General features: G+C 54.6%; 29 protein-coding genes and 1 other annotated feature. Of the genes, 21 read left to right on the top strand and 8 right to left on the bottom strand.

Going from position 1 to position 25,297, the window contains the following annotated elements:
- The first annotated feature begins 5 nt into the window (after positions 1-5).
- From RWV98_RS01350 to RWV98_RS01325, 6 genes are all read left to right on the top strand, one after another.
- Entirely contained in the window at positions 6-1,010 is a 1,005-nt protein-coding gene (locus tag RWV98_RS01350; protein WP_317865667.1) for a YeiH family protein, read from the top strand.
- A gap of 53 nt (positions 1,011-1,063) precedes the next feature.
- On the top strand, positions 1,064-1,288 hold the full coding sequence (locus tag RWV98_RS01345; RefSeq protein WP_317863266.1) for a TSUP family transporter: 225 nt from the start codon (positions 1,064-1,066) through the stop codon (positions 1,286-1,288).
- A gap of 131 nt (positions 1,289-1,419) precedes the next feature.
- Positions 1,420-1,800 (top strand): sulfite exporter TauE/SafE family protein, encoded by a 381-nt coding sequence (locus RWV98_RS01340; protein WP_317863264.1) that lies wholly within the window; start codon positions 1,420-1,422, stop codon positions 1,798-1,800.
- A 44-nt stretch (positions 1,801-1,844) separates the two neighbouring features.
- Positions 1,845-2,753, top strand: coding sequence for a DUF4349 domain-containing protein (locus RWV98_RS01335; protein ID WP_317863262.1), 909 nt, complete (start codon positions 1,845-1,847; stop codon positions 2,751-2,753).
- 72 nt (positions 2,754-2,825) lie between these two features.
- A complete protein-coding gene (locus RWV98_RS01330) occupies positions 2,826-3,389 on the top strand; it encodes a manganese efflux pump MntP (protein WP_317863260.1) in 564 nt (187 codons plus the stop codon).
- A 282-nt stretch (positions 3,390-3,671) separates the two neighbouring features.
- Positions 3,672-4,286, top strand: a complete 615-nt coding sequence (locus tag RWV98_RS01325) for a peptidylprolyl isomerase (protein WP_317863258.1) — start codon at positions 3,672-3,674, stop codon at positions 4,284-4,286.
- A gap of 83 nt (positions 4,287-4,369) precedes the next feature.
- On the opposite strand, the gene RWV98_RS01320 is transcribed toward RWV98_RS01325, so the two are convergent.
- The gene (locus tag RWV98_RS01320) at positions 4,370-5,449 is read right to left on the bottom strand and encodes a GntR family transcriptional regulator (RefSeq protein WP_317863257.1); all 1,080 of its coding nucleotides are present in this window, start codon (positions 5,447-5,449) and stop codon (positions 4,370-4,372) included.
- 368 nt (positions 5,450-5,817) lie between these two features.
- Between RWV98_RS01320 and RWV98_RS01315 the strand changes: the two genes are divergently transcribed.
- The 4 genes from RWV98_RS01315 to RWV98_RS01300 all read left to right on the top strand — a co-directional run bounded on the left by RWV98_RS01315 (position 5,818) and on the right by RWV98_RS01300 (position 10,628).
- Positions 5,818-7,332, top strand: coding sequence for a sugar ABC transporter ATP-binding protein (locus RWV98_RS01315; RefSeq protein ID WP_317863256.1), 1,515 nt, complete (start codon positions 5,818-5,820; stop codon positions 7,330-7,332).
- Between the two features lie 6 nt (positions 7,333-7,338).
- Entirely contained in the window at positions 7,339-8,319 is a 981-nt protein-coding gene (locus RWV98_RS01310) for an ABC transporter permease (protein WP_280961522.1), read from the top strand.
- A gap of 37 nt (positions 8,320-8,356) precedes the next feature.
- Positions 8,357-9,349, top strand: a complete 993-nt coding sequence (locus tag RWV98_RS01305; protein ID WP_317863254.1) for a sugar ABC transporter substrate-binding protein — start codon at positions 8,357-8,359, stop codon at positions 9,347-9,349.
- Between the two features lie 136 nt (positions 9,350-9,485).
- On the top strand, positions 9,486-10,628 hold the full coding sequence (locus RWV98_RS01300) for a Gfo/Idh/MocA family protein (RefSeq protein WP_317863252.1): 1,143 nt from the start codon (positions 9,486-9,488) through the stop codon (positions 10,626-10,628).
- 54 nt (positions 10,629-10,682) lie between these two features.
- Here the strand turns inward: RWV98_RS01300 and RWV98_RS01295 are convergent, their stop codons facing one another.
- The 5 genes from RWV98_RS01295 to ruvX form a co-directional block, all read right to left on the bottom strand.
- Positions 10,683-10,808: a hypothetical protein gene (locus RWV98_RS01295; RefSeq protein WP_317863250.1), complete on the bottom strand. Its 126-nt coding sequence runs from the start codon at positions 10,806-10,808 to the stop codon at positions 10,683-10,685.
- 2 nt (positions 10,809-10,810) lie between these two features.
- Entirely contained in the window at positions 10,811-11,401 is a 591-nt protein-coding gene (locus RWV98_RS01290; protein ID WP_317863249.1) for an SOS response-associated peptidase, read from the bottom strand.
- Positions 11,402-11,546: 145 nt separating this feature from the next.
- Positions 11,547-14,204: an ABC transporter permease gene (locus tag RWV98_RS01285; RefSeq protein ID WP_317863248.1), complete on the bottom strand. Its 2,658-nt coding sequence runs from the start codon at positions 14,202-14,204 to the stop codon at positions 11,547-11,549.
- Between the two features lie 2 nt (positions 14,205-14,206).
- Positions 14,207-14,875 carry an ABC transporter ATP-binding protein gene (locus RWV98_RS01280; RefSeq protein WP_280962699.1) on the bottom strand — a complete coding sequence of 223 codons (669 nt, stop codon included), beginning with the start codon at positions 14,873-14,875 and terminating at the stop codon, positions 14,207-14,209.
- 303 nt (positions 14,876-15,178) lie between these two features.
- Positions 15,179-15,598: a Holliday junction resolvase RuvX gene (gene ruvX / locus RWV98_RS01275; protein ID WP_280962700.1), complete on the bottom strand. Its 420-nt coding sequence runs from the start codon at positions 15,596-15,598 to the stop codon at positions 15,179-15,181.
- Between the two features lie 297 nt (positions 15,599-15,895).
- Between ruvX and rpmG the strand changes: the two genes are divergently transcribed.
- The 5 genes from rpmG to rplA all read left to right on the top strand — a co-directional run bounded on the left by rpmG (position 15,896) and on the right by rplA (position 18,218).
- On the top strand, positions 15,896-16,045 hold the full coding sequence (rpmG, locus tag RWV98_RS01270; protein WP_280962701.1) for a 50S ribosomal protein L33: 150 nt from the start codon (positions 15,896-15,898) through the stop codon (positions 16,043-16,045).
- An 18-nt stretch (positions 16,046-16,063) separates the two neighbouring features.
- Positions 16,064-16,300 (top strand): preprotein translocase subunit SecE, encoded by a 237-nt coding sequence (secE, locus tag RWV98_RS01265; protein ID WP_280962702.1) that lies wholly within the window; start codon positions 16,064-16,066, stop codon positions 16,298-16,300.
- 15 nt (positions 16,301-16,315) lie between these two features.
- Positions 16,316-16,852, top strand: a complete 537-nt coding sequence (gene nusG, locus RWV98_RS01260) for a transcription termination/antitermination protein NusG (RefSeq protein ID WP_280962703.1) — start codon at positions 16,316-16,318, stop codon at positions 16,850-16,852.
- 119 nt (positions 16,853-16,971) lie between these two features.
- Positions 16,972-17,397 (top strand): 50S ribosomal protein L11, encoded by a 426-nt coding sequence (gene rplK / locus RWV98_RS01255; protein ID WP_280962704.1) that lies wholly within the window; start codon positions 16,972-16,974, stop codon positions 17,395-17,397.
- 125 nt (positions 17,398-17,522) lie between these two features.
- Complete coding sequence (gene rplA, locus RWV98_RS01250) at positions 17,523-18,218, top strand: 50S ribosomal protein L1 (protein WP_280962705.1); 696 nt, start codon at positions 17,523-17,525, stop codon at positions 18,216-18,218.
- A 324-nt stretch (positions 18,219-18,542) separates the two neighbouring features.
- Here rplA and RWV98_RS01245 read toward each other — a convergent pair whose 3' ends face one another.
- Both RWV98_RS01245 and RWV98_RS01240 read right to left on the bottom strand, forming a co-directional pair.
- The gene (locus tag RWV98_RS01245; protein WP_317863244.1) at positions 18,543-19,955 is read right to left on the bottom strand and encodes a sensor histidine kinase; all 1,413 of its coding nucleotides are present in this window, start codon (positions 19,953-19,955) and stop codon (positions 18,543-18,545) included.
- A 12-nt stretch (positions 19,956-19,967) separates the two neighbouring features.
- The gene (locus RWV98_RS01240; RefSeq protein WP_317863242.1) at positions 19,968-20,666 is read right to left on the bottom strand and encodes a LytR/AlgR family response regulator transcription factor; all 699 of its coding nucleotides are present in this window, start codon (positions 20,664-20,666) and stop codon (positions 19,968-19,970) included.
- Between the two features lie 136 nt (positions 20,667-20,802).
- Between RWV98_RS01240 and RWV98_RS01235 the strand changes: the two genes are divergently transcribed.
- The 6 genes from RWV98_RS01235 (at position 20,803) to RWV98_RS01210 (ending at position 25,292) form a co-directional block, all read left to right on the top strand.
- Entirely contained in the window at positions 20,803-20,943 is a 141-nt protein-coding gene (locus tag RWV98_RS01235; RefSeq protein WP_317863240.1) for a cyclic lactone autoinducer peptide, read from the top strand.
- A gap of 145 nt (positions 20,944-21,088) precedes the next feature.
- Positions 21,089-21,239 (top strand) — a sequence feature (ribosomal protein L10 leader region).
- A 14-nt stretch (positions 21,240-21,253) separates the two neighbouring features.
- Entirely contained in the window at positions 21,254-21,823 is a 570-nt protein-coding gene (gene rplJ, locus RWV98_RS01230) for a 50S ribosomal protein L10 (RefSeq protein WP_317863238.1), read from the top strand.
- Positions 21,824-21,889: 66 nt separating this feature from the next.
- Positions 21,890-22,264: a 50S ribosomal protein L7/L12 gene (gene rplL / locus RWV98_RS01225; protein WP_280962710.1), complete on the top strand. Its 375-nt coding sequence runs from the start codon at positions 21,890-21,892 to the stop codon at positions 22,262-22,264.
- A 192-nt stretch (positions 22,265-22,456) separates the two neighbouring features.
- The gene (locus RWV98_RS01220; RefSeq protein WP_317863236.1) at positions 22,457-23,218 is read left to right on the top strand and encodes a dihydroorotate dehydrogenase electron transfer subunit; all 762 of its coding nucleotides are present in this window, start codon (positions 22,457-22,459) and stop codon (positions 23,216-23,218) included.
- The gene (locus RWV98_RS01215; protein ID WP_317863234.1) at positions 23,218-24,132 is read left to right on the top strand and encodes a dihydroorotate dehydrogenase; all 915 of its coding nucleotides are present in this window, start codon (positions 23,218-23,220) and stop codon (positions 24,130-24,132) included. The genes RWV98_RS01220 and RWV98_RS01215 overlap by 1 nt, the downstream gene beginning before the upstream one ends.
- The gene (locus RWV98_RS01210) at positions 24,129-25,292 is read left to right on the top strand and encodes a bifunctional histidine phosphatase family protein/GNAT family N-acetyltransferase (protein ID WP_280962713.1); all 1,164 of its coding nucleotides are present in this window, start codon (positions 24,129-24,131) and stop codon (positions 25,290-25,292) included. Before RWV98_RS01215 ends, RWV98_RS01210 begins: the two co-directional genes overlap by 4 nt.
- Positions 25,293-25,297 lie beyond the last annotated feature (5 nt).

The raw sequence follows: 25,297 nt of genomic DNA, 5'->3' as shown, positions 1-25,297 counted from the left end.
ACGGCATGGGGCTGCTGCTTTGCCTCATCATCGCGTTGCCTGCATGGTTTTTGGGCAAGCTGGCGCCCGTGATCGGCGGGCCGGTGTTCGCCATCCTGATCGGCATGGGGCTGTCGCTTGTTTGGCAGCAGAGCGAGCAGGTGCGGCCGGGCGTTACATACACCTCGAAAAAGATCCTGCAATACGCGGTCGTACTGCTCGGCTTTGGCCTCAATCTATCGGAAATCGCCAAGGTCGGCGCGCAGTCGCTCCCCATTATTGTATCGACCATCTCGACCTCGCTTATCCTATCCTTTATTCTATGCAAGGCGTTAAAAATGCCCGGTAATATCTCTACGCTGGTCGGCGTGGGCTCGTCGATCTGCGGCGGCTCGGCTATCGCGGCCACCGCGCCCGTTATCGGCGCGGATGACGAAGAGATCGCGCAGGCTATTTCGGTCATTTTCCTGTTTAACGTGATCGCGGCGCTGATCTTCCCGACGCTGGGCGGTGCGCTTGGCCTGACGAACCACGGCTTTGCGCTGTTCGCGGGCACCGCGGTGAATGATACGTCCTCCGTCACGGCGGCGGCGGCCGCGTGGGACGGCTTGCATCCCGGCGCGAACGCGCTGGATGGCGCGACCATCGTCAAGCTGACGCGTACGCTCGCCATCATTCCGATCACGCTGTTTCTCGCTTTTTGGCGCACGGCAAAGGCGAAAAAGATAGACGGGACGACGAGCGGCAGCTTCGACCTGAAGAAGATTTTCCCGTTCTTTATCCTGTTTTTCGTGCTTGCCTCGGTCATTACGACCGTTAGCGTGACGGCAGGCGTCAGCGCGGCGGTATTTGCTCCTTTTAAAACGCTGTCCAAATTCTTTATCGTCATGGCCATGGCGGCGATCGGCCTGAACACCGATTTGAAAAAACTGATCCGTACCGGCGGCAAGCCCATCTTTATGGGGCTGGTCTGCTGGATTGGCATTGCGTGCGTCAGCCTCGGCATGCAGCAGTTCTTGCACATTTGGTAAAAACCGCATAATCAAAACCCTTCCGGCGCATGCTACCGCCGGAGGGGTTTTTTATGAAAAATACCGCAAAATACGCTGTTACCGGCGCGCTTGCCGGCGCGGCCAACGGCTTTTTCGGCGCGGGCGGCGGCCTGTTCCTTGTCCCGCTGCTGGCCGGGTGGACGAAGCTGGAGCAGCGGCGCGCGTTTGCGACCTCGGTCGCGGTCATCCTGCCGCTTTCGATCGTTTCAGCCGTGATTTATTGGATACGCGGCGGCCTTGATTTTGCCACCGCCTGACCCTATCTGATCGGCGGCGCGATCGGCGGCGTCATCGCAGGCAGGATTTTTCAAAAAGTCGATATGGTGTGGCTGCGCCGGGTGTTCGGCCTGCTTATTCTGTACGGCGGCGTACGGGCGGTGCTGCTGCTGTGACGATTTTTCTTGCTATCCTAATCGGTCTGGCAACCGGCGTGCTGTCGGGCTTCGGCATCGGCGGCGGATCGCTGCTGCTGCTTTACCTGACCCTATTTGCCGGGGTATCCCAGTACCGTGCGGGCGGGGTGAACCTTTTGTACTTTGTCGCGTGCGCGCCCGCCGCCCTTGTTTCGCATATCAAAAACAAGCTGGTCGAGTGGCAGGCGGTCAAATGGGGCGTGATCGCGGGCGTGCCGGCCTCCATTTTCGCGGCGTTCGGCGCCGCCATGATCGATGTGCGATGGCTGCGGCGCTTATTCGGCGTTTTTCTGCTGTATGTCGGCTGCAAAGAATTGTTTACAAAACGGAAAAAGTCGGGAACGCCGCCAGAATGATCCTCGTCTAACAAACATCCATTAGGATAGAAAGGGTGTTTGAGATGAAAAAGAGATTGGCATTGATCGGCCTGACCGCCGCTTTGCTGCTGACGGCGGCCGGTTGCGGCGGCGCCGCCTCTTCGAGTCCGGGCGAAGGCGTGACCATGGACAGCACGGCCATGGACGACGGCTGGAGTGAACAATCCCCCGAAGCGGGCGCGCAGACGGACAGCAGCTCCGCCGGCTCCTTTGCCGCGCGCCGCGAAAATGCCAAGCTGATCCTGCGCGCCGAGCTTTCGCTCGAAACCGAGGACTTTTCCGCTTCCGCCGCGGCGATCGACAAATTGACGAACGAAGCCGGCGGTTACTACGAATCCAGCGGCACCGGCGGCGAGACCGGTTCGCGCTATGCCGACTATGTGGTGCGCGTGCCGCAGGAAAAATTTGAAAGCTTCCTCGCCTCTGTCGGTGAACAGTGCCACGTGGTCGATTCGCAGCAATATGCCGACGACATCGCCGAGCAATACGCCGATCTGGAAACGCGCCTCGCCACCCAGAACACCAAGCACGAGCGCCTGCTTGCCCTGCTCGATCAAGCCGGTAAGATGGAGGACATCATCGCGCTTGAAAACGCCTTGGCCGAAACCGAATACGAGATCGACAGCCTGACCGGCCAAAAGCGCGCCTATGACAGCCTTGTGGATTATTCCACGATCACGCTGCGTCTGCGTGAGGTGCAGTCGCTTACCGCCGTGAGCGAGGGCGCGGGCTTTGGCGCGCAGTTGAAGCGCGCCGCCGCGAGCGGCCTTGGCGGCTTTGGCTCTTTCCTGCGCGGCACGGTGCTGTTTGCGGTCACGATATGGCCGCTGCTTCTGATCGCCGCGATCGCGCTGGCCGTGACGGTGCATCTGCGCCGCCGCAAAAAATCGAAGAACGACGGCTCCGACGAAAACGACCGCCCCGCATCTTGACTTTGCACGCGCGAGGTGATATAGTAGACCGCATTGAAATAACGCCCGCGAGGCGTTGTCATGGGGGCTAACATGGGACTGTGGGAACTGTTTGTGATCGCCGTCGGCCTGTCGATGGATGCGTTTGCCGTGTCGATCTGTAAGGGACTTTCGGTGCAAAAGCTATCGCTGCGGCATGCGTTTTGCGCGGGCGCGTATTTCGGCGGCTTTCAGGCGCTGATGCCGCTGATCGGCTTTCTTGTGGGCGTGCGCTTTCAGGGGCTGATCGCGGGCGTCGATCACTGGATCGCCTTTGTGCTGCTCGCGATGATCGGCGGCAATATGGTACGCGAAGCCCGCTCGCCCGAAGAAACGTGCGCGAACGATTCGTTTTCACCGGGCGTTATGCTGCCTCTCGCCGTCGCCACCAGCATAGACGCGCTCGCCGTCGGCGTCACGTTCGCGTTTTTAAAGGTCGATATCGTACCGGCGGTTCTGTTCATCGGACTTACCACATTTGTCCTTTCCGCAATCGGCGTTAAGGCCGGTCATGTGTTCGGCGCGAAATATCAGGCGCGGGCCGAGCTTTTCGGCGGTATCGTGCTGATCCTGATGGGCATTAAAATCCTGCTGGAGCACCTTGGCGTTTTCACTTGATCGATTCGGCATCTACTAGCAACGCTCCGGTCTCTTCGACCGGGGCGTTACTCGTAAGGGGCAGGAAAGCTTTGCCTCGTCCCGCTTCCTATCTCTTACGCAATGGTTTCCGGCAGAGTTTCGCCGCTGCGGTTGCGCATGGCGCTTGATCTGCCCGCTCCGCATTTGCGTTGCATAGATAATCGCGGGTTCGGGCAAAAGCGCGGGTTGTATTGTCCGGATATTTATGCTATATTCAGTTACAGAAATTTTTACGTGTAAAAAACAGAGGAGAATTACCCCATGAAAAAGAAACATTTGCTCGCCCTTGGCCTTGTGGCGCTTCTGGCGCTCGGCGGCTGTGAATTCGGTTCCGCGCCCGAAGACAAAACGGAAACCGAAGACCCGTCTGCCGATCCCATTGGTACGCACCACGCGGAAATCGCGGTAAAGGACTACGGCACCATCAAGGTCGAACTGGATGGCGACACCGCGCCCATCACGGTGCAGAATTTTATCGATCTGGCCGAGTCCGGCTTTTACGACGGCTTGACCTTCCACCGCATCATGGACGGCTTCATGATCCAAGGCGGCGACCCCAAGGGCGACGGCACGGGCGGTTCGGATAAAAACATCAAGGGCGAATTTGCAAACAACGGCGTGCAAAACGATATTTCGCACGTGCGCGGCACGATCTCGATGGCGCGTGCGGGCGACCCGGACAGCGCCAGCTCGCAGTTTTTCATCGTGCAGTCGGACAGCGACTTTCTGGACGGCGACTACGCCGGCTTCGGCCATGTGACCGAAGGCATGGAAATCGTCGACCAGATCTGCAAGGACGCGCCCGTGGAGGACAACAACGGCACCGTTCTGCCGGAAAACCAGCCCATCATCGAAAGCGTAATGATCATCGACTGACCGTAAGCAAAACAAAAAGATCCCGTATCAACACAAGTTGATGCGGGATCTTTTTATGTTTGGCGCTTTGTACGCCCGACCGGTCAAGTCAGGTCCCGCACCGATTCGCGTTCCACAAGGATCGGCGGAAATTGATAGCCGGGCTTAAAAGTCGGATCCCGAATGAGCTGTAAAAGATTTTGCGCCGCTTTTTGCCCCACCAACTGCTTGGGATGCACGACAGAGGTAAGAGGTACATCCACAGTGGACAGCATAGAATCATCAAAACTGACAATGGAAACGTCTTTCGGTACCGACAAACCGTGCGCGCGCAGAAAGCGGATAAACAGCAGGGCTAATTGATCGTTATAGCACACTACCGCCGTGCATTCCCGCAAAATGCGCAAAATCGTTTGCTCCCCGGGCCCTGAAAAAACAGAATCAAACTCTTCCGTGGCATACCACATGAGCCAATCATCGTTCACGGAAAGCTCGTGCGCCTGCAGCGCGTTGGCATATCCGGCAAAGCGAAGATGCCCCTGCAGATCGTCCTGCTTGAATACACCGGCAATGCGTGTATGACCATGAGCGATCAGATTCTCGACCGCAAGCTTCATTCCCTCTATATTATCCGGCATAACGGCAGGGCAGCTCACCGTGGGGTAATAGCAATTTACCATCACGCTGGGGATTTGCCGGATTAGCTTGTCGTATAGGCGCTGGTTGGTGTTGACCAGCCCGCTTTTGGTCGGCTCTATGATCAAGCCATCCGGCGGCGATTCCAGTACCGACCGCAAAATGCGTTCTTCATCAATCCGCTTATTGGCGGTGATATGCAGATTAATTGTATAGTTTTGTGTGGACAAGTAGCTGTTGATGCCATTTAAGATCGAGGGGAAAATATAATCATCCACATAGGTCATAATGATCCCGATATTCTTGTTGGAGGGGGCCTGCGATGGTCTAAAATGATCGGTTACATAGGTTCCACTGCCACGGGACCGCGTCACCAAGCCCTCCTCCTGCAGCATCGTAATGGCTTGACGCACGGTTTGGCGGCTAAGCGAATACATTTGTGCGAGCTTTGGCTCAGAATAAAGACGCATGCCGGGTTTTAATGCCCCGGAATAGATTTCTTCGCGCAGCTGCCCAGCAAGTTGTATGTACTTAAAACCAGCGGACACATCCATCACCTCGCACATTTTATATGGGTATCATACACCAATCTTAAGGATTCAGCAATAGTTTTTCGCATTTTCAACAAGAACTGTTTTTCGTCTCCCTTTTTCTTCGTTCTTCAAAGTTGTATGGTACAAAAATATATATAATTTAGACAAAACTCTATATGCATCATTGTAATTAAGATAAAATAAACAAATTATACGTAAATATTCGTTGACATATGTGTAGTTTGGATATATAATTTGAACAACTCAAAGCTAGGTTAAATAAGCGCCCACTTGTTTTTAAAAATTTGTATTTGTTTTTGCGACAACCCGCGCTCCTTCCAGCAAAGCGACGCAAAAAGTTGTATGAAACCGGAGGTGGTAAAATGGGAGACCACAGCTGCATACTCAAATTAGAAAATATTAAAAAAAGCTTTTCCGGCGTGCCTGTCCTCGAAGGAGTCAATATTGAACTGCACACCGGTACCGTTCATGCTTTGGTGGGCGAAAATGGCGCCGGCAAGTCGACGCTCATGAAGATCATTTCAGGTCTGTACGCGCCGGATGCAGGCCGAATTTGGTACAAAGGCGCGGAAATATCCGATCTGACGCCGCAAAAGAGTCTGGAACTCGGCATCTCCATGATCCATCAAGAGCTAAACCCGGAGCCATACATGACCATTGCCGAAAATATTTTTCTTGGCCGCGAGCCATGCATCGGACCGGGCGGAAAATTTGTTCATTTTAAAAAGATGTATCAGGATACGCAAAACATCTTAACTAAAATGGATATCGCTTACGACCCGCATACGACGATGGGCGAGCTCAGCCTAGCCGGCAAACAACTGATCGAGATCGCGAAAGCGATCTCTAGAAACGCTTCGGTCGTTATCATGGACGAACCCACTTCCGCATTGACCGACGACGAGGTAGCCATCCTTTTCCGCCAAATCGAAGATTTAAAAGCAAAAAATGTCGCGGTGATCTATATCACACATAAAATGGACGAGATTTTTGCGCTGGCGGACGATATCACCGTGCTGCGAGACGGTGTGATGATCGAAAGCGCGCCGCGGGAAAGCTTTACCATGGAATCGCTGATCAATCAGATGGTGGGCCGCGAGATTAAAGATGTATTCCCAAAATTCGAGGTGCCGATCGGCGAAACCGTTTTCGAGGTGCGAGGACTTACCAGCAAGGGTGTATTTGAAAATATCAGCTTTTCCCTGCGAAAAGGCGAGATCCTTGGTTTATCCGGTCTGGTCGGCGCGGGCCGCACAGAGGTCTCACGCGCCATCTTTGGACTGGACAAATTTGATACGGGTGAAATATTTATGAACGGCAAACCGTTGGTCATACGCAATACACGAAACGCGATCGCGGCGGGTATCGCTTATGTGCCCGAAGACCGCAAGGAGATAGGCTTGGTGCTTTGCCGCCCGATCCGGGAAAATGTCTCCTTGGCCGCCTTAGAGCAGATAGAGTCCGGCGGCTTTTTGAATTTGGAAAAGGAAAAGAGCAGGGTGCGCCAAATGGTCGAGCGTCTGCTGATCAAAATCTCTTCCGCCGAAAACGTCGTTTCCAGCCTATCGGGCGGCAATCAGCAAAAGGTGGTGCTCGCCAAGTGGCTGATGCGCGATTTGCAACTGCTTATTTTGGACGAGCCGACGCGCGGCATCGATGTCGGCGCCAAGGCGGAGATCCATCGGATGATGTGTGAGCTCGCCGGCAAGGGCCTTGCTATTTTGATGATTTCCTCCGAACTGCCCGAAATTCTGGGCATGAGCGACCGCGTGCTGATCATGCACGAGGGCAAGATCACGGGCGAGCTCAGCCGCAGCGAAGCGACGCAGGAAAAAATCATGAAATACGCGGTCATGAATGAAGGATACAGGGAGTGAGCAACTATGGGCAAAAACAAACCTGAAAAAAGCAGTTTTTCTTTTGCAGCCCTATACTTAAAATACGGTATGTTTTTTATTTTACTGGCGCTTGTTGTAATTTCCGCTGTTGCCAGCCCCGCGTTTTTAACGCCGCGCAACCTCACGAACGTCATTAAAAGCATGTCCATCGTGGCGCTTGTGGCCTTTGGCCAGACCATGGTGCTGATTCTCGGCAAAATCGATCTGTCGGTCGGTTCTGTGATGGCGCTTTGCGGTTGTATCGCCTGCATGGTCGTCAGCCAGACCGGAAACCTGTTCTTCGGCATTGCCGCCGGCGTCTTAATCGGCGGTATTTGCGGCATTATCAACGGCTTTGTCATTTCGTATTTCCAAATCCCAGCGTTCATTATCACGCTTGCCACCATGCAGGTCGCGCGCGGCGCGGTGCTGCTTCTGACCAACGCCGTGCCGGTATCCGGTATGGGCGACGCTTTTCGGTTCATTGGACAAGGCTCGCTCTTCGGCACGCTCCCCATGCCGGTCGTTATCATGATTCTTGCGTTTGCATGCTGTTGGCTGCTGCTGAACCGGCTGCGTTTCGGCCGCCACATTTATGCCTGCGGCGGCAATGAACAAGCGGCGATCGCCTCCGGCATCAGTGTGCGCAAAACGGTCACCCTTACCTATTTTATCATGGGCATCCTGACCGCGACAGCCGGCATCGTATTGATGTCGTACATCAATTCCGGCCAGCCCGCAGGCGCTTTAAATTACGAGATGGACGCTATCACGGCGGCCATCGTGGGCGGGACCAGCTTTACGGGCGGGCTTGGCAGCGTGCAAGGCACGCTCGTCGGCTGCCTGATCGTCGGCGTGCTGGATAACATTATGAACCTCAAATCCGTTTCTTCCTACTGGCAGCAGATTGTTCGTGGCCTGATTATCGCTTTGGCGGTTATTATGGATATCAAAAGCAAATCTCTGGTCATGCGTAAAAAGAAGTAAAAAGAAGCACCGGATTCATCCATGAGGAGGAGAAAAAATGAAAAAGACCATGCGGAAGCGAATTGCAGTACTGTTAGCAGGCGCCATCATGATGGCAATGGTCAGCGGCTGCGGCGGCGACAGCGCCGCCGAGAGCGACGGCGCGGCAGGCGGCGAAGAAAAGACCGGCGGCTACACCATCGGCTTTACCAATATGGCGGATACCGATGTTTTTTGCAAGTATACGATGGATCAATTTGTCCAGCAAGCGGGCGAAAAGGGCTGGTCCGTCACAACGGCCGACGCCAATTTGGATACCTTTAAGCAGATCCAGCAGGTCGATACCTTTATCGCCTCCGAAGTAGACGCGATCGTGATCGAAGCAGTGGACTATGAAGCCATTGTCCCCGGTATCGAAGCCGCAAACGAGGCGGGCATTCCTGTTATCTGCCTGATTTGCGATGCGGCGGGCGGCGATTTTATTTATATCGGCTCGGACAACTACCAATGCGGTCAAGCGGAAGCGGAATTTTTCAATAAAGCGCTGCCTGAAAACGCAAAAATCGTTTATCTCGCCGGTACGCCCGGCCTGAATCACTCCACGCTGCGTCATCAAGGTTTTTTCGAGAACTTTGACCGGGACGACGTGGAGGTACTGGCTGAACTAAGCGGCAATTTTGAGCGTGAGGAAGGCATGAAAATTATGCAGGACTGGCTGCAGGCATATCCGCAAATCGACGGCGTGGTATCCGCGAACGATCAGATGGCGCTGGGCGCGATTCAGGCCATGAAGGCCGCAAACCGTTTGGAAGGCGTCGTCATATGCGGCGTCGACGCCACCGAGGACGGTATGCAGGCCATCAAGGACGGTGAAATGACCGGCTCGATGCTGTATAACGGCATTGTGCAAGCGGAAAACGCCATCCTTACGCTTGAAAAAATCTTTAATGGAGATGAAATCAAGGAAAAGCGCATCATCTCGCCGTTTGAACTCGTCACCGCCGACAATGTGGACGAGTATAGTCAGATGGTATACGGCAAAACCTTTTAAATCTCTTTTCATCACTAGATCGCGTTCTTCTATTCTTCTTCCTTCTGATGGACAGTCCGGTGCTTCAAAAACATGGGGCATCGGGCTGTCGCTTTATACACAAATAAGTTGATGAAATGAAACGAGGTGCAACAGTATGAAATTAAAGCTGGGCATGGTAGGCGGAGGCGGGGGCTTCATCGGGGATGTGCACCGCCACGGGGCGCTGATGGACGATCTGGCGGTGCTGACGGCGGGCTGCTTTACCCGCAACGCGGAGAAAAACCGCGCGGTCGCGGAAAAGTGGAACGTTAGCGATCCGGCCCGCGTGTACGGCAGCTATACGGAAATGGCAAAGGCCGAGGCGGCGCGGGAGGACGGCATCGATTTTGTCTCCATCACCACCCCGAACGACACGCATTTCCCCATTGCAAAGTGCTTTTTAGAGCACGGCATCCACGTCATGTGCGACAAGCCCCTTGCCCTAAACGCGAAAGAGGGGCGCGAGCTGCAACGGCTTGCCAAGGAACGCGGCCTGCTGTTCGGCGTGACCTATACCTACACCGGCTACGCCATGGTCCGGCAGGCGCGCGAGATGATCGACGCGGGCGAGATCGGCAAGATCACCTGCATTCAGGGCGAATACCCGCAGGAATGGCTGGCCGTATCGCTGGTGGCCGAGCACTCCGAGCAGGCCACTTGGCGGCAGGACCCCGCGCGCTCGGGCGCGTCGGGCTGCTGCGCGGATATCGGCACGCACGTTGAGTGCCTGATCGCGCAGATGACCGGCCTGCACCCGAAGCGCGTCATCGCGCGGTTCGACCGCATCCCGCCCGAGATGCCGCTTGAATCCAACGCGCAGATGATGGTGGACTTTGACGGCGGCGTGCCCGGCCTGCTATGGACTTCGCAGGTCGCCATGGGGCACGAAACCGAGCTGAACGTGCGCATTTTCGGGGAAAAGGGCTCGATCGAGTGGAGTCATCTGCGCCCGTGGGAGCTGCGCGTCACCCGCATCAACCAGCCGCCGCAGACCTACACCGCGAACCGCGATTATCTGTACCCGGCGGCGAAGGAGCTGTGCCGCCTGCCCTCCGGCCATATCGAGGGCTTCTATGAAGCCTTCGGCAACCTGTACCGCGGCTTTTGCGTTCACCTGCTCGCCAGAAAGACCGGCGGCGACCCGGGCGCGTTCCGCTATCCCACCATCGACGACGGCGTGCGCGGCATCGAATTTGTCGACGCTTGCCTCGAATCCAACGCCAAGGGCAACGTCTGGGTCCCGGTAGGTGACCAATAGCCAGAAAAACAGGCCGCCTCCGGCGCACGCGTGCGCCGGAGGCGGCCTGTTTTTCTAGGATTCGTGCGCCGGCATTTCGGTTTGTTCTTCCGCGCCGGGTTCGGTATAGCAACAGTGGCATACCTCCTGCTCGTCCATGCCGAGCAAAGCGCCACACTTTTTACAAAATTGCTGTTCCATCTTTATTCCTCCTGACCAAAATCCTCCGCCTCATCGCGTATCAGGGGCGGGCCTTCGCGCCGCAAAAGCGCAAAGGTCTTTGTGCTGTCGAACACCCATGTCTTGAGTTCGTTCCGCTTCAAAACGACCGGCATGCGGTCGTGCACCGCCTGCATCGAAGCGTTTGCCGGTTCGGTGAGGATGACGAAGCGCTGCTCGCCGCCGAACGTATGATACAGCCCGGCCAAATACAGCACCGGCTCTTCGGGCAGGGTAAAGCGGTATTTTTGCCGCTCGCCATAATGGGCCCACTCATAAAAGCCGCTGGCCGGTACGGCGCACCGGCGGCACATGAGGCTGTTCCGAAACATCTTTTTCTCCCCGGCTGTTTCAGACCGGGCGTTGATGACCGTACCGCCGCCACCCACACGCGGGAACCCCCATTTAATAGGCCGGGGGCTGAGTGTGTTCTCCTCCCCGATCAGCACGGGTACCGTATGCGTTGGGAATATCTCACCGGTTTCCATTTTGACATTCGGAAAACGCTGCCGCGCTTGCTCCCATAACTGCCGCAGCGTGGGCTGCTCCATGGAAAAAAGATACCTGCCGCACATAGCCTTTCCTCCCCCTACTCATGAGGTGTTTTAATTTTAGAACAAATGTTCGTGCTTGTCAACTGTTACTTTTCTCTAGCGTGCCCTCCATTCATTCAAAAAAACCGGTCCGCCGCGAAAAGCGGCAGACCGGTTTTGGGAATGGTTATTCCCCTTCGGCGCGGATGCGGTCGACGATCGACTGACGCAGCGCGAAGCGATGGGTAATCAGGGGCAGCAGCGCGCCAAGGAGCAAGAACACAGGCGCGATGCACGCCACCGGCAAAATAGAGAACCGGTACGTGAAGAACCAGAATGTTGAGCCGAGCGCCGTTTGCAGCAGCGGCCCTAAAACAAGGCTCAGCACCAGCGACACGGCGACAGCCATGCCCGCGTAGCACAAGCCCTCATAAATCAGCATGCGGCGAAGCTGCTGCCCGGTCATGCCGACGGCCTGCAAGACCGCGAACTCGCGGCGGCGGGTCAGGATACCGGTAAGAATCGCATTGAAGAAGTTGAGCACGCCGACCAGACCGATCACCAGACTTAAAATGCTGCCCAGCATTAGGAACATGCTGCGGAAGGAATGGAATTCATCGACATAGCTCTGCTTGGATTCATAATCGAGCAGCGGATCGATATTCTCCGTGTAATCCTTTAAAAAGGCTTCCATTTCCGCGTTTGATTCGGGCGTGGTGTTGAACAGATAGGTCATAAGGTTCGACGTACCCGTATCGCGCTGAAACACATCGCTATTTAAAACGAACGCATCCGCACCGGAATAGCGGTAGCTCATCGCATGTTGCATGGTTACGCAGGCGGCGACCGTATAGGTCACATCGTGGTATTTTACCGCGCGGCTGCCTACAAAACCGGCCTCGATCTCCTCGGCGGGCATGACCTCGCCGGTTCGGACGTCGTAATATTCATATTCGTCCACATAGCGCAAGGTGACCTCGTCGCCTATCTTGGCCCAGTGCGAGGTATCGTACACCTCATTATAATCATTTGTTTCGTAAACAGCCGCGATCGCGTTCTGGCTGGGATCGTACAGCGGGGCGAGATCGCCCGCGACGATGTCCAGCCGGTCAAGCGGCAGCTTTTCCATACCATAGAGCTGCGCCCTATCAGCCACCGTGTTCTCCGGACCTCTTTCCGTGTCTTCCAACAGCCTATCCACCACTTCCGGACTGTTCCATCTGCCTTGCATTTGGCGGAACCATTCCTCGGAAACAAATTCCTGTACGGACGTGGTTTGGCCGTAGATACGACCGCCCTCCGTCACATCGCCCTTAGCGGTCACCGTATCAATCGCGTCCTCGGGCAGGGCTTGATCCTCGGAGGCAAAGCCGCCTCCTGTCTGGAAATAGTCCGCATTGCCAAGAATAAAGTCGGTAACGACCCAGTTGCGGAGATATTTATCCATATCGAAGCCGTTGGCGAAGGTATAGGTCACCTGCATCAAAACGACCGCGAGCGACAGCGAAACGATGACCAGCACCGTTTTCAAACGGTTACGGCCCAGATTGGCAAACGCCATATGCGGGATCTTCGCGCCCTTTTGGCCCTGCTTGATCTTCTTTTTTTGTTTGGCGTTCGCGCCCTCGGTATAGCGAACCGCCTCGACCGGAGAAACCCGCCCCGCGATACGGCCGGGCTTGCGGCACGAGATCAGCACCGTAATAAGCGAAAACAGCGTGGCGCCGATAAAAATAATTGGATTGGCGGTCACATGCGTGACCGTATAGGAAAGATTCTTCATGATCATCGGCGTGATCACCGTACCGCACACCCAGCCGATCAACAGGCCGATTGGAATGCCAGTGATTGATAGATAGAGCGCCTGCCGCCGGATAATGCGGCGAATTTGCCTGCCGGTGGTGCCAATGGTTTTCAAAAGGCCGTAAAACCGGATATCGTTCGTGACGGAAATCTGAAAAATGTTGTAAATAATCAGATACCCGGTAAAAATAAAGATGAGCAGCAAGACGATGATGGCGATCATGGTGGTGGGGTCGGCATTCGCCGCGAACTGCGCGCCGGTATACGCCCAGTTGACGCCGATCTTAATATAATTATCCTCGCCCGCGGTCTCATTCTGATAGCCATGGTTTTCGAGCACGGCCAGCAGGTCTTCCTTAATATGGTTCGTATTTTTGAAGTAAACGTTCAGGCTCCATTTACCGATCCCATAACCCGAGTCTGCCGGAGCGGTTTTTAGCTGTTCCTCCACGTAGGAGCGCGGCAGAATCGCCATGCTGGCCATGCCCGCCGAATCGTACTCCCACCAACCGGAAAGGGTGAACGTATCCTTTCGCTTGTCGGTCTCGCTCAGATCAAACGGCATTTCAACGGTCGCCCCAAGCTTGGGTTCCACGCCGAGCAGCTTCAAAATGCGAGTATCGCAGGCGATCTCCTTGGTGCCCTCGCGGGGGAGCGCGCCGGTCGTCGGCATATTCATGCCGCCCTTGGCGCAGTTTTCGTCCATGTAGCTTACTTCAATGTGGGCCTTGTTAAACGGCGGGTCGGTCGGCATGCCGAGCATCAGGCGCGTGGCGGTCTTGACGATCAGGGGGTCGTCCGCGAGCTCCAGCATTTGCTCTTCGGTTAAATCCTTGAACGTGCCGTGCATATCGCCGCCGACCTGACGGAAATTCTGCTGCTCGTACGAGGAAACGATCGTCATGCCGATGGTAAACAGCGCGGTAAACAGAATGGTCGTCAGCGCAATGGCGATAATGGCGACCCAGTTGCGCGCCTTACTGGCTTTCAGGCTTTTGCGCGACAGGTTCTGAATGCACTTTTTATTGGCTACTTTCAGCATAATTATCGCCTCACGATCTGGCCGTCCTCGATGCGGACGATGCGCTGGGCGAGCTGGGCAAGCTCCTCGTTATGGGTGATCATGACAATGGTCTGTTTGAACTTTTCGCCCGTCACCTTGAGTAGGGAAAGCACGTCTTGACTGGTTTTGGAATCCAGATTGCCGGTCGGCTCGTCGGCCAGTAAAATAGCGGGCTTGGTCGCCAGCGCGCGGGCGATGGCGACGCGCTGCTGCTGGCCGCCGGAAAGCTGGCTCGGCAGGTTGGCAAGCTTGCTTTCAAGGCCCAGCGTGCGGATGATTTCATCCACATAGGTCTTGTCCACCGTGCCGCCGTCCAGCTCGATGGGAAGCACGATATTTTCGTAAACGTTCAGCACCGGCACAAGGTTGTAGGCCTGAAACACAAAGCCGATCTTGCGGCGGCGGAAAATGGTCAGTTCATCATCCTTTAAAGAGAATATATCCTTTTGATCGACGAACACCTTGCCGCTTGTCGGCCGGTCCAGCCCGCCGAGCATATGCAAAAGCGTGCTTTTGCCGCTGCCCGAAGTGCCAACCACCGCGACAAACTCGCCGCTTTCAACCGAAAGGTCCAATCCATCCAGCGCGTTTACTTGTGTTTCCCCGCTGCCATATTGCTTGCGCAGCGCCTCAGTCTGTAATACGGTCATATCCCGTTCCTCCCAAATGAAAAGTCTGTATGGTACCTGCTTGGTACAATACAGACTATACCCCATGATCCTTGCGAGAGCCTTTCTGAAAACTAACAAGATTGACACAATTCATCCACGCGTCATTTAGCTGAGGCGGTTTTAAACGTGTGTCATCCTGAGCGTAGCGAAGGATCTCGCGCGAACGCGCGGGCATTACGTATGCATCGCGCGTTCGCGCGGGATTCTTCGGCCTAAAGGCCTCAGAATGACAGCGCAAATAGCGCTAAACGAAATGGCACTACAATTCATCCCGGAATTCTTTTAGACCTGCCGCCGTTTAAAATCCAGATACCCCTGTAAGATCAGAGAAGCGGCCACCGCGTCCACGGTTTTCTTGTGCTGCTTGCTTTTTTTGCCGCTTTCGTGTAAAATAGCATGAGCTTCCACCGTGGTGCGCCGTTCATCCCAAAGGACGACGGGCACGCCGGTCTTCTCGCGTAGCTCCTCGGCAAGCTGTTCGCACTTTTGCGCGCGTTCGCCCACGGTGCCGTCCATATTTTTCGGATGTCCGAGGACGATCTCCTCTATTTTTTCTTCCCTGATGAACTGGACAAGCTTGTCGATCAGCTTGTCCCTGTTCCATTCGCTGATTACGCGGGGAGAACCGGCGATCAAGCCGGTCGCGTCCGACACGGAAAGGCCGGTGCGCGCGTCCCCGTAGTCGATACCTAAAATGCGCATAAGTGCCTCCTATATGTTGTGGTATACACAAGTATAGCACAACTATTCCAAAAATTCAGCACTTTTTTATATAGAAAAACTTGACCGGCCGCCACCGCCATGCTATAATAATTGAACCTATGCAGGTTCTTTTTTTTTGTGCGCTTTTTTTGTGTGTCTCAGAAAAAGCTGCCGGAACACTGTAAAGGGAGGCAAGTTGCTCCCCCTGCTTATATAAAAGGTATATAGGCTGAAAAGGAGCACAGGTGGCCGCCGCCCTAACCCGGCGCGGCTGAAACAAAGAAGGAGGTGCCGTTAATGCGCGTAAAGGTTACGCTCGCCTGCACAGAGTGCAAGCAAAGAAACTATGACACGATGAAGAACAAGAAAAACGATCCGGACCGTCTTGAGATGAACAAGTATTGCCGTTTCTGCAAAAAGCATACGCAGCATCGCGAGACCAAGTAAGAGAAAGGAAGACGCTTCATGGCTGAAGAAACCAAAGCGAAGAAGCCCGGTCTCTTTGCACGCATAGGCAAATGGTTCCGCGAACTGAAAAGCGAATGCCGTAAGATCGTCTGGCCGACGCGGCAGCAAACCGTCAACAACACAATGGTCGTTATCGCAGCGGTTGTGATCGTGGGTATTTTCATCTGGATCCTCGACCTGATTTTCGGCGGTGTGGTCCAGTTTGCGCTGCTGCATTTTGCTTCCGCCGCCTAACTGAAGGAGGCTTATATGTCAGACGCTGCAAAGTGGTATGTGGTACACACATACTCGGGCTATGAAAACAAAGTAGCCTCTTCGATCGAAAAAGCGGTTGAAAACCGCAAACTGCACGACCTGATCCCCGCGGTCAACATCCCGACGGAGACCGTGACCGAGGTGAAGGACGGCAAGACCCGCGAGGTGGAGCGCAAGCTCTTCCCCGGCTATGTGCTTGTCAAAATGATCTTGACGGACGAAACCTGGTACCTCGTGCGCAACACGCGCGGCTGCACCGGCTTTGTCGGGCAGGATAAGGCGGGCGGCAGCAAGCCTATTCCGCTGACAGAGGACGAGATCGCCGCGATGGGCGTTGAAAAGCGCGAGATCGAAGTAAGCTACGCGCTTGGAGACAGCGTGCGCCTCATCGATGGGCCGCTGGCCGGCTTTATCGGCGTGGTGGACGTGCTCGAACCGGACAAGAACAAGGTTCGCGTGGTCGTATCCATGTTCGGACGCGAGACCCCGGTCGAGCTGGAGCTCGATCAGGTCGAAACTGTTACCGATTGATTTTCCTGCGGAACGCATTCCGCATTACTCCGGGCGCGGGCGCGCCCGTATCAGGCAAGTGGGAGAGCCGCCAATAGGCTCGCCAGCCACCACATTTCGTTAAGGAGGAACCCTTTACAATGGCTCAAAAAGTAGTAGGTTATATCAAGCTCCAGATTCCCGCAGGCAAGGCTTCTCCGGCGCCTCCGGTAGGTCCGGCCCTCGGCCAGCATGGTGTAAACATCATGGCCTTTACCAAGGAATTCAACGAGCGCACCAAGAACGACGCAGGCCTGCTGATCCCGGTCGTTATCACGGTCTATGCTGACCGTTCGTTCAGCTTCATCACCAAGACGCCTCCCGCGGCAGTCCTCATCAAGAAGGCCTGCGGTATCGAGAGCGGCTCCGCCGTTCCGAACAAGACCAAGGTTGCCGTTCTGAAGAAGGCCGACCTGCAGAAGATCGCCGAAACCAAGATGCCCGATCTGAACGCCGCTTCTCTGGAAGCCGCGATGAGCATGGTTGCCGGCACTGCCCGCGCCATGGGCGTAACGGTGGAAGAGTAATTTTTTCCGCCCCCGAAGCTTGAATGTTTGTTTGACCGCCGCAGGCTGTATACCGCCGCGGGTGCGTCAAAGTGGGAGGGTATGGTTTCATCCTGTCCCCGCTATACCACTAAGGAGGATTTATTGTGCATAAAGGTAAAAAATATGTAGACAGCGCCAAGACCGTCGACCGCGCAAAGCTGTACGACGTGAACGAGGCGCTCACCACCGTTGTTTCCACCGCCAAGGCCAAGTTCGATGAGACCATCGAACTTCACGTAAAGCTGGGCGTTGACTCCCGTCACGCCGACCAGCAGGTTCGCGGCGCTATCGTGCTGCCCCACGGCACCGGCAAGAACGTTCGCGTTCTCGTGTTCGCCAAGGGCCCCAAGGCTGACGAAGCCGCCGCCGCCGGCGCGGATTACGTTGGCGCTGAGGATATGCTCGAGCGTATCCAGAAGGAAAACTTCTTCGATTACGACGTGGTCATCGCGACGCCCGACATGATGGGTATCGTTGGCCGCCTCGGTAAGATTCTTGGTCCTAAGGGCTTGATGCCGAACCCGAAGGCCGGTACGGTTTCCATGGACGTTGCCAAGGCTGTTCAGGAATCCAAGGCTGGTAAGATCGAGTACCGTCTGGACAAGACCAACATCATCCACTGCCCGATCGGCAAGGCCTCTTTCGGCCCCGAAAAGCTGATGGACAACTTTAGCGCTCTGATGGGTGCTATCATCAAGGCCAAGCCGTCCGCGGCAAAGGGCCAGTACGTCAAGTCCTGCGTGGTCGCCTCCACGATGGGCCCCGGCGTAAAGGTGAACGCTGCCAAGCTGATGGATTGATCGTTTTCCGCCAAAGGAATAACAAAGGCCACGCTGCAAATGCATTTGCAGCGTGGTCTTTTAGACTGTCAAAAAATAATTTTTGACAGTCTATCGATCGAAACAAAGCCCCATTTCGATCGAGAATTCCGGCTCTGGCGCGCGCCCTTTGGGCACACTTCGCCGCCGGTTTGTTCAAAAACCGAGATACATGCTCCCGGTTTTTGGTCAAATTGAAGCTTTGCTTCAATTTTCAATTTTATTGCGCGCTACGGCGCGGAAGTTCTTTGACACGCTTAGACCACGCTGCAAATGCATTTGCAGCGTGGTCTTTTTTGTATCGTTTTATTCGGTTTGACACGTTGTTTCCACTTTTTCCGGCTTCTTATAGGGCAGTTCCACGGTGCTGATAAAGCTTTCGCTGCACGGGCTGTTTGCCATTACCACGCGCACAGAAAAGATGCCCTTCTCATACTTGGCGTCAAACGCGCCGTTATGCTTATGCGCCATTTGCGACAACTGCCGCAGGCCGACGCCATGAAACGGGCCTTTCTTCGTACTGCGAAAACGATATTTCTTCGCCGGTATTGGCGCGATCTCGCTGGGATTGTCGCAGAGGACACCGAAAAAGTATCCCTTTTGCTTGAGCACCAGACGGATGCGCCGGTTTTCCGGGTCTTTATTCTTTTCGCAAGCCTCAATCGCGTTATCCAGTACGTTAAACAAGACGGTGCATAAATCGGCCGTGGGCACATGCATCGGATTGGGATACCATATCTCGGCGCTGATGCGGATACCGCTTTCCAGCGCACGGGAAAACTTTGCGTTCACCAATGCGGCAACCGTGGGGTCGCGCACTTCTATCCACTGCCTTGTGGATAACGGTTCGGAATCAGCCATTTCTTTCAAATACTTTTTAATTTCCTCCAGTCTGCCCTCTTCGGCCAGCGTGCCCAACACTTGCATATGATTTTTAAAGTCGTGCCGTATCGCACGTGATTTTTCATAAAGCGAGCGTATGGTTTTGCTCTGTTCCTCACGCTGGTCTGCTCGTAGTAATTCACTTTGCAGTTTATATTCACGCTCACTACCACGTGACATATTGATAAACAAGGCAAGCATAATTATTAACTGCACCGCACATATAATCGGTAATATGGGAGCAATATTGTGCATTAATTGTGGGTTTTTATTCTGTGAATAAGAAAATACAGTGACAAATCCACCCAAAAGTGCCACACCGGCACCAAAACCTACCCATTGAGGACCGCGTAAGTATTGTGTTTCTACAAGGCCTTGTTTGCGATAAATTAAATAAATGACGCTACCCAATATTAAGTATAATAGTCCCCGAGATTCTAACGTGCCATAGATTTGAAAAAACGTCGTACCTAAAACGCTTTCGACAATAACATTTGGATAAAACAATGTCAAGACGAACGTTGCTGTGCTTTCACATATGTACAGTAAGCCAAAATAAATAGCTGGCAAGCAAAAAGATATGCCAAATTGATGCCCCGACAATATATAGCAGCTTACAATATCTATGATAAAGGCCACAAGTGATTTGATTAAAAATGGAACTGGAGTAAAGCTTAATATCATCGTTGGCAACACATTTACAATAATTAAAATAAGTATAAGCTTTCTTGAAACGTTTTGCCGAGCAGGTCGAAGTACCATGAAATACAGCAGAAGCGACAATACGTTATCTCCTACGGAGGATACTATGGACAAAACATATTCTAATACTTTCATTGTTTCGGCACCTCATATGTCGAACAGCGCCGCTTTTACATTATCCGCAAAGCTACGACTTACTGGTACCTTTTTACCATTATTCATGCAAAGTCCCTGAACGCCGCACGAACAAATACTGTTGCGATTTACCAGATAAGAACGATGACACTGTATAAACTGATCTTGCGGCACCTCGTCTACAAACTCCGCAAATTTCTTGCGGTATTTGATCATGCCGTTCTTCGTATAAATGTGGCAGTAATGCTCGGCCGCTTCAATAAATATCACATCGCGGTAGTGAATTAATATTTTCTTTCCCTTCTGGGCAAGAATAACGATTTCCTGTGATTTGGTCTCCGCCAAGCCGGCGGCGTGTTCCAAGCAAGGCATGCAATCCTCTTTCCCAATCGGCTTGAGTAAAAACCGGTACGCTTGAACGGTGTAGCCCTCAACAGAATAGGATTCATGGTTTGTGGTAAAGACGATCGGCGTGCGCTCGGTCACCTTACGAATGCGCCGCGCCGTGTCGATTCCGTTTTCCTCTTTTGTTTCAATATCCAGAAAGAATAGATCGGCCCAAAGGATATCGTCCTCCTCTATTTCCGACCCATCGGCAAAGGTGCGAAAGACTGTAAGCATTTGCAATTCTTCCGCTGTCCTTTTGATTGTTTTCTGCGTTTGTTCCATGGTAATCGGCTCGTCCTCGACCAGCGCAATATGTAAAACCATATTTTCACTTCCCTCTTTGCAATTCGTGCCTATTCCCCTTCAATTCATGCCAGTTATCTTGTTATTTATATCCCAATCTTTTATACTTAATTATAGCCCAAGAGCGCGGAATTTTCAAACTATGGAGGGTATTATTATGAAAAATAAAAAATTATGGCTAAAGCAGCTTCTGATGTCCGCCGCCACCGCGATTAGCATGTTCGCTATTTTCGTGAGTAAAATGCCTTGCGATGGTCAGTTTTACCAACCCGAGGTTCCGGAGCAGCTCCGCAAGTGATCTAAAACCACGTTTTTTTCACCTGCACAGAACTTTTTCTTGCATTTATAAAAAGCTTCTCTTCCATCAGAGAGGCTTTTTGTTATGTTTCGCAATTATTCCATAAAGTTTTCGTTTTTGGCTTGACAAACGCGTCCCCACTCTATATAATATAAGAGCTTGGTCAGAGACAGCTGGCAGCCGCAAGGCTTAAAAGGCGATTACGCCGCCCGCCGAGGTCAACACGGAACTGCATCATCATGTTATCTGTGTACCCTCCCTGTGTCTTTGCACCGGGAGGGTATTTTTATTTTTTAGGAGGTGAATATAGATGCCGAATGCAAAGGTTCTGGAAGAAAAGAAAGCAATGGTTGCGAACCTGGTCGAAAAGATCAAGAATTCCCCCGCTGGCGTTCTGGTCGACTACAAGGGCATCAATGTTGAGGACGACACCAAGCTCCGCCGTGAGCTGCGCGCCGCTGGCGTTGATTATGCTGTAATCAAGAACACCCTGATTCGCTTCGCCGCCAAGGAGCTCGGTTTCGATGCGCTCGATGAGCACCTGAACGGTACGTCCGCTTTGGCTATCTCGACGACGGACGACGTGATCGCCCCCGCCAAGATTCTGGGCGACTTCGCCAAGAAGCACGAAAACTTCACGATCAAGGCCGGTTTCCTCGATGGCGCCGTTGTTGACGCAGCCGAGGTACAGAAGCTCGCAAGCATGCCGAGCAAGGAAGTCCTGATCGCGCAGGTGCTGTACTCCTTCAACTATCCCATCATGCAGCTTGCTATCGCGTGCGACGCGATCGTCAAGAAGGCCGATGGCAACATGGATATGAAGGTTTCCGACCTGCTTGCCCCCGCAGCCGCTCCCGTAGCTGCTGGAAGCTTCCGCTGAGGAAGCACCCGCTGCTGAATAAGCAGAAAACAAAAATAAATTTAAAACAAAACGGAGGTATATCCCATGTCTGTTGCTGAGATTATGGAAGCTGTAAAAGAGCTCAAGGTAATGGAGCTCTCCGAGCTGGTTAAGGCTCTGGAAGAAGAATTTGGCGTTTCCGCTACGCCCGTAGCTGTTGCCGGTGCCGGCGCAGGTGCTGGTGACGGCGCTGCCGCTGCCGAAGCCAAGACCGATTTCGACGTCGTTCTGGTTGAAGCTGGTTCCTCGAAGATCAACGTTATCAAGGTTGTTCGCGAGATCACCGGTCTGGGCCTGAAGGAAGCGAAGGAGAAGGTTGACACCGCTCCGCAGACGATCAAGGAAGGCGCTGCTGAGGCAGAGGCCAACGAGATCAAGGAGAAGCTCGAGGCTGCCGGCGCGAAGGTCGAACTCAAGTAATTTTTCCGCTTTTAAAAGACGTGCTGCAAATGATTTTGCGGCGCGTCTTTTCTTTTTGCCCATTTTCCTGTACAATAGAAATATCTATACCGTATTGTCATTCCGTGAAACCACAAGGCGGATTTTGCCCGCCCGTTATTGGCACGCAAACCGGAAATGACATGGCGCTACACCGAAAGGGGAATCTTTTTTATGACCAATCCGGAAATCGGTACCGTCGCCCAGTGTTCGCGTCTGGCCGATGGCTTGTATCAGCTTGTCATTCACGCGCCTGAGATCGCCTCGCGCGCGAAATGCGGGCAATTCGTTCATATTTTATGCGGCGAGGGCAACTTCCTCCGCCGCCCGATCTCTATTTGCGATGTCGACGCACCGCGCCTGCGCATTGTGTTTCAGGTCAAGGGCGAAGGCACCAAATGGCTGTCCGAGCGCAAGGCGGAGGACAAACTCGACCTGCTTGGCCCGCGCGGCCGTGGGTTCGACCTTGCCAAGCTGGGCGCAAAGCCGGTATTCATCGGCGGCGGCATCGGCGTACCGCCCATGCTGTACGCGACGAAGTGCGCCCAGAACGCGGGCGCGAAACCGAGCGCTATCTTAGGCTTCCGCTCGCAAAGCGCCGTTATTCTTGAAGAGGACTTTGCCTGCCCCGCCACCGTCTGCACGGACGATGGCTCCTACGGCGTACACGGCTTTGTATCCGACGTTTTAAAGCAACAGGCTGCGGGTTTTACGGGCATTGCCGCCTGCGGCCCCAAGCCGATGCTGAAAGCGATCGCCGCGATCGCGCAGCAAGCGGGTCTGCCCTGTCAGGTATCCATGGAAGAGCGCATGGGCTGCGGTATCGGCGCATGTCTGGTATGCGCCTGCGCGCTGAACGCGGAAAACGGCGAGACCCGGTACGGCCACGTTTGCAAGGACGGCCCGGTATTTGACGCAGAGGAGGTGCAGTGGTAATGGTGGATATGACGGTAGACCTGTGCGGCGTTACCCTGAAAAACCCGGTGACCACCGCCTCCGGCACTTTTGGCTTCGGCCATGAGTACGGCGAATTCTTTGACCTGTCCGCGCTTGGCGGCATCGGCGTAAAGGGCCTGACCCCGCACGAGCGGCTTGGCAACCCCGCGCCCCGCATCGCGGAAACGCCCATGGGCATTTTAAACTGCGTCGGCCTGCAAAACCCCGGCGTAGACCGCTTTATCGAAGAGCAAATCCCCTTTTTGCGCCAGAATGATACCAAGATCATCGCCAACGTATCAGGCAATACGGTGGAGGAGTACGCTGGGATCGTGGAACGCATTTCCGAAGCGGATATTGATCTGATCGAGCTGAACATCTCCTGCCCGAACGTGAAATGCGGCGGTCTGGCCTTTGGCACGCGCACCGATATGGTGACCGAGGTCGTTTCCGCGGCGAAAAAACATGCAAAGAGGCCGCTGATCGTCAAACTCAGTCCCAACGTGACCGATATTGCCGAAATCGCGCGCGCCGCCGTGGACGCGGGCGCGGACGCGCTTTCGCTAATCAATACCCTTCTGGGCATGCGCATCGACATCGAAACGAAAAAGCCCATCCTCTCCAACGTGATGGGCGGCCTATCCGGCCCGGCGGTGTTCCCGATCGCGGTGCGTATGGTCTATCAAGTGCGCCGCGCGGTCTCCGTACCGATCATCGGCATGGGCGGCATCCGCACCGGGCGTGACGCGGTGGAAATGCTCATGGCGGGCGCGGACGCAATCGCCGTGGGCACCGCCCTGTTCGCCGATCCCCTCGCCCCCGTGCATGTGCTGGAAGAGATGCAGGAATGGATGGAAGCCCACGGCGTGCGCTCTGTACGCGAATTGACCAGCACGGTAGAGGTGAACGCATGAAGACCACCGTTTACCTTGTGCGCCATGCCGAGGCCGAAGGCAACGTATACCGCCGCTGCCACGGCCAATATGACAGCCTGCTCACCCCGCGCGCCTATCAGCAGCTCCCCTACCTTGCCGAGCGCTTCAAAGAAGTACCGCTGGACGCGATCTACGCGTCCGACCTGTTCCGCGCCCGCACGACCGCAAAGGCGATCGCCGCCGCCAAGGGCATGCAGGTGGAGATACGGCCCATTCTGCGCGAGATCGATATGGGCGATTGGGAGGACCTGACTTGGGCCGAGCTGCCTGTATTCTGGCCCGAACAATACCATGAGTGGCAGACCCGCCCGTGGGACGCCGCGCCGCCGCACGGCGAAAGTGTCATAAACGCGGGCGCGCGCATGCTCGGCGGCGTGCGCGAACTGGTACGCGAGCACGAAGGGCAAGCCTTCGCCGTGGTCACGCACGGCTCGGCTATTCGCGGCGCGCTTACCATCGCAAACGGTCTGGCGCCCGAACAAATGGTCGAGATCGGCTGGGGCGACAATACCTGTGTGGCCAAGCTGGAATTTGACGGGCCGGATTCGGTCTCTGTCGTTTACCAGAACGACGCCTCCCATTTACCGGCGGAGCTTTCCACCTTCGCCTCCATCGGCTGGACAAACAACAAGGGCCAACCGACCACCCTTCAGCTCTGGTTCCGCCGCGCCGATCCGCTGGACAAAGCGGACGCGGAAAAGATTGTGCACTTCATGCGCGAGATCCACAAAAACGCCTACGGCACCGATCTGGGCGTGCATCCAGACGAGATCCTGTCGCATATCGAGGAATTGCAGCGCATCTCCCCGCGTTCGGTCACCTTCGGCGTGCTGCCAGACGGCGAGATCGCGGCGCTCGTTTATATGAACACCTCGTATGAGGATGAGCCGAACGTCGGCCTTGTCGGCGGCTTCTGCATCGAGGATCAGTACCGCGGCTGCGGCCTGTCCCAGCAGATCCTTGGACAGGCGATCAGCGTGTACCGCGCGCTGGGCAAGGAATACCTAGTCGCCCATGTGGCCGTGCACAACGAACGCGCCAAGGGCTTTTACCACAAATATGATTTTGAGCAGCGCGGCGAATACCGGAACGAAAACGGCAACCACTACCGCATGTTCAAACGCATCGCGGTTGATTAAGAAAC

Origin of the sequence: Agathobaculum sp. NTUH-O15-33 (genome assembly GCF_033193315.1) — a bacterium.
In the GTDB taxonomy this organism is placed as follows: domain Bacteria; phylum Bacillota; class Clostridia; order Oscillospirales; family Butyricicoccaceae; genus Agathobaculum; species Agathobaculum faecihominis_A.
Note: the sequence above shows the minus strand (reverse complement) of the source record. Positions and strands in the feature narration are given on the sequence as shown.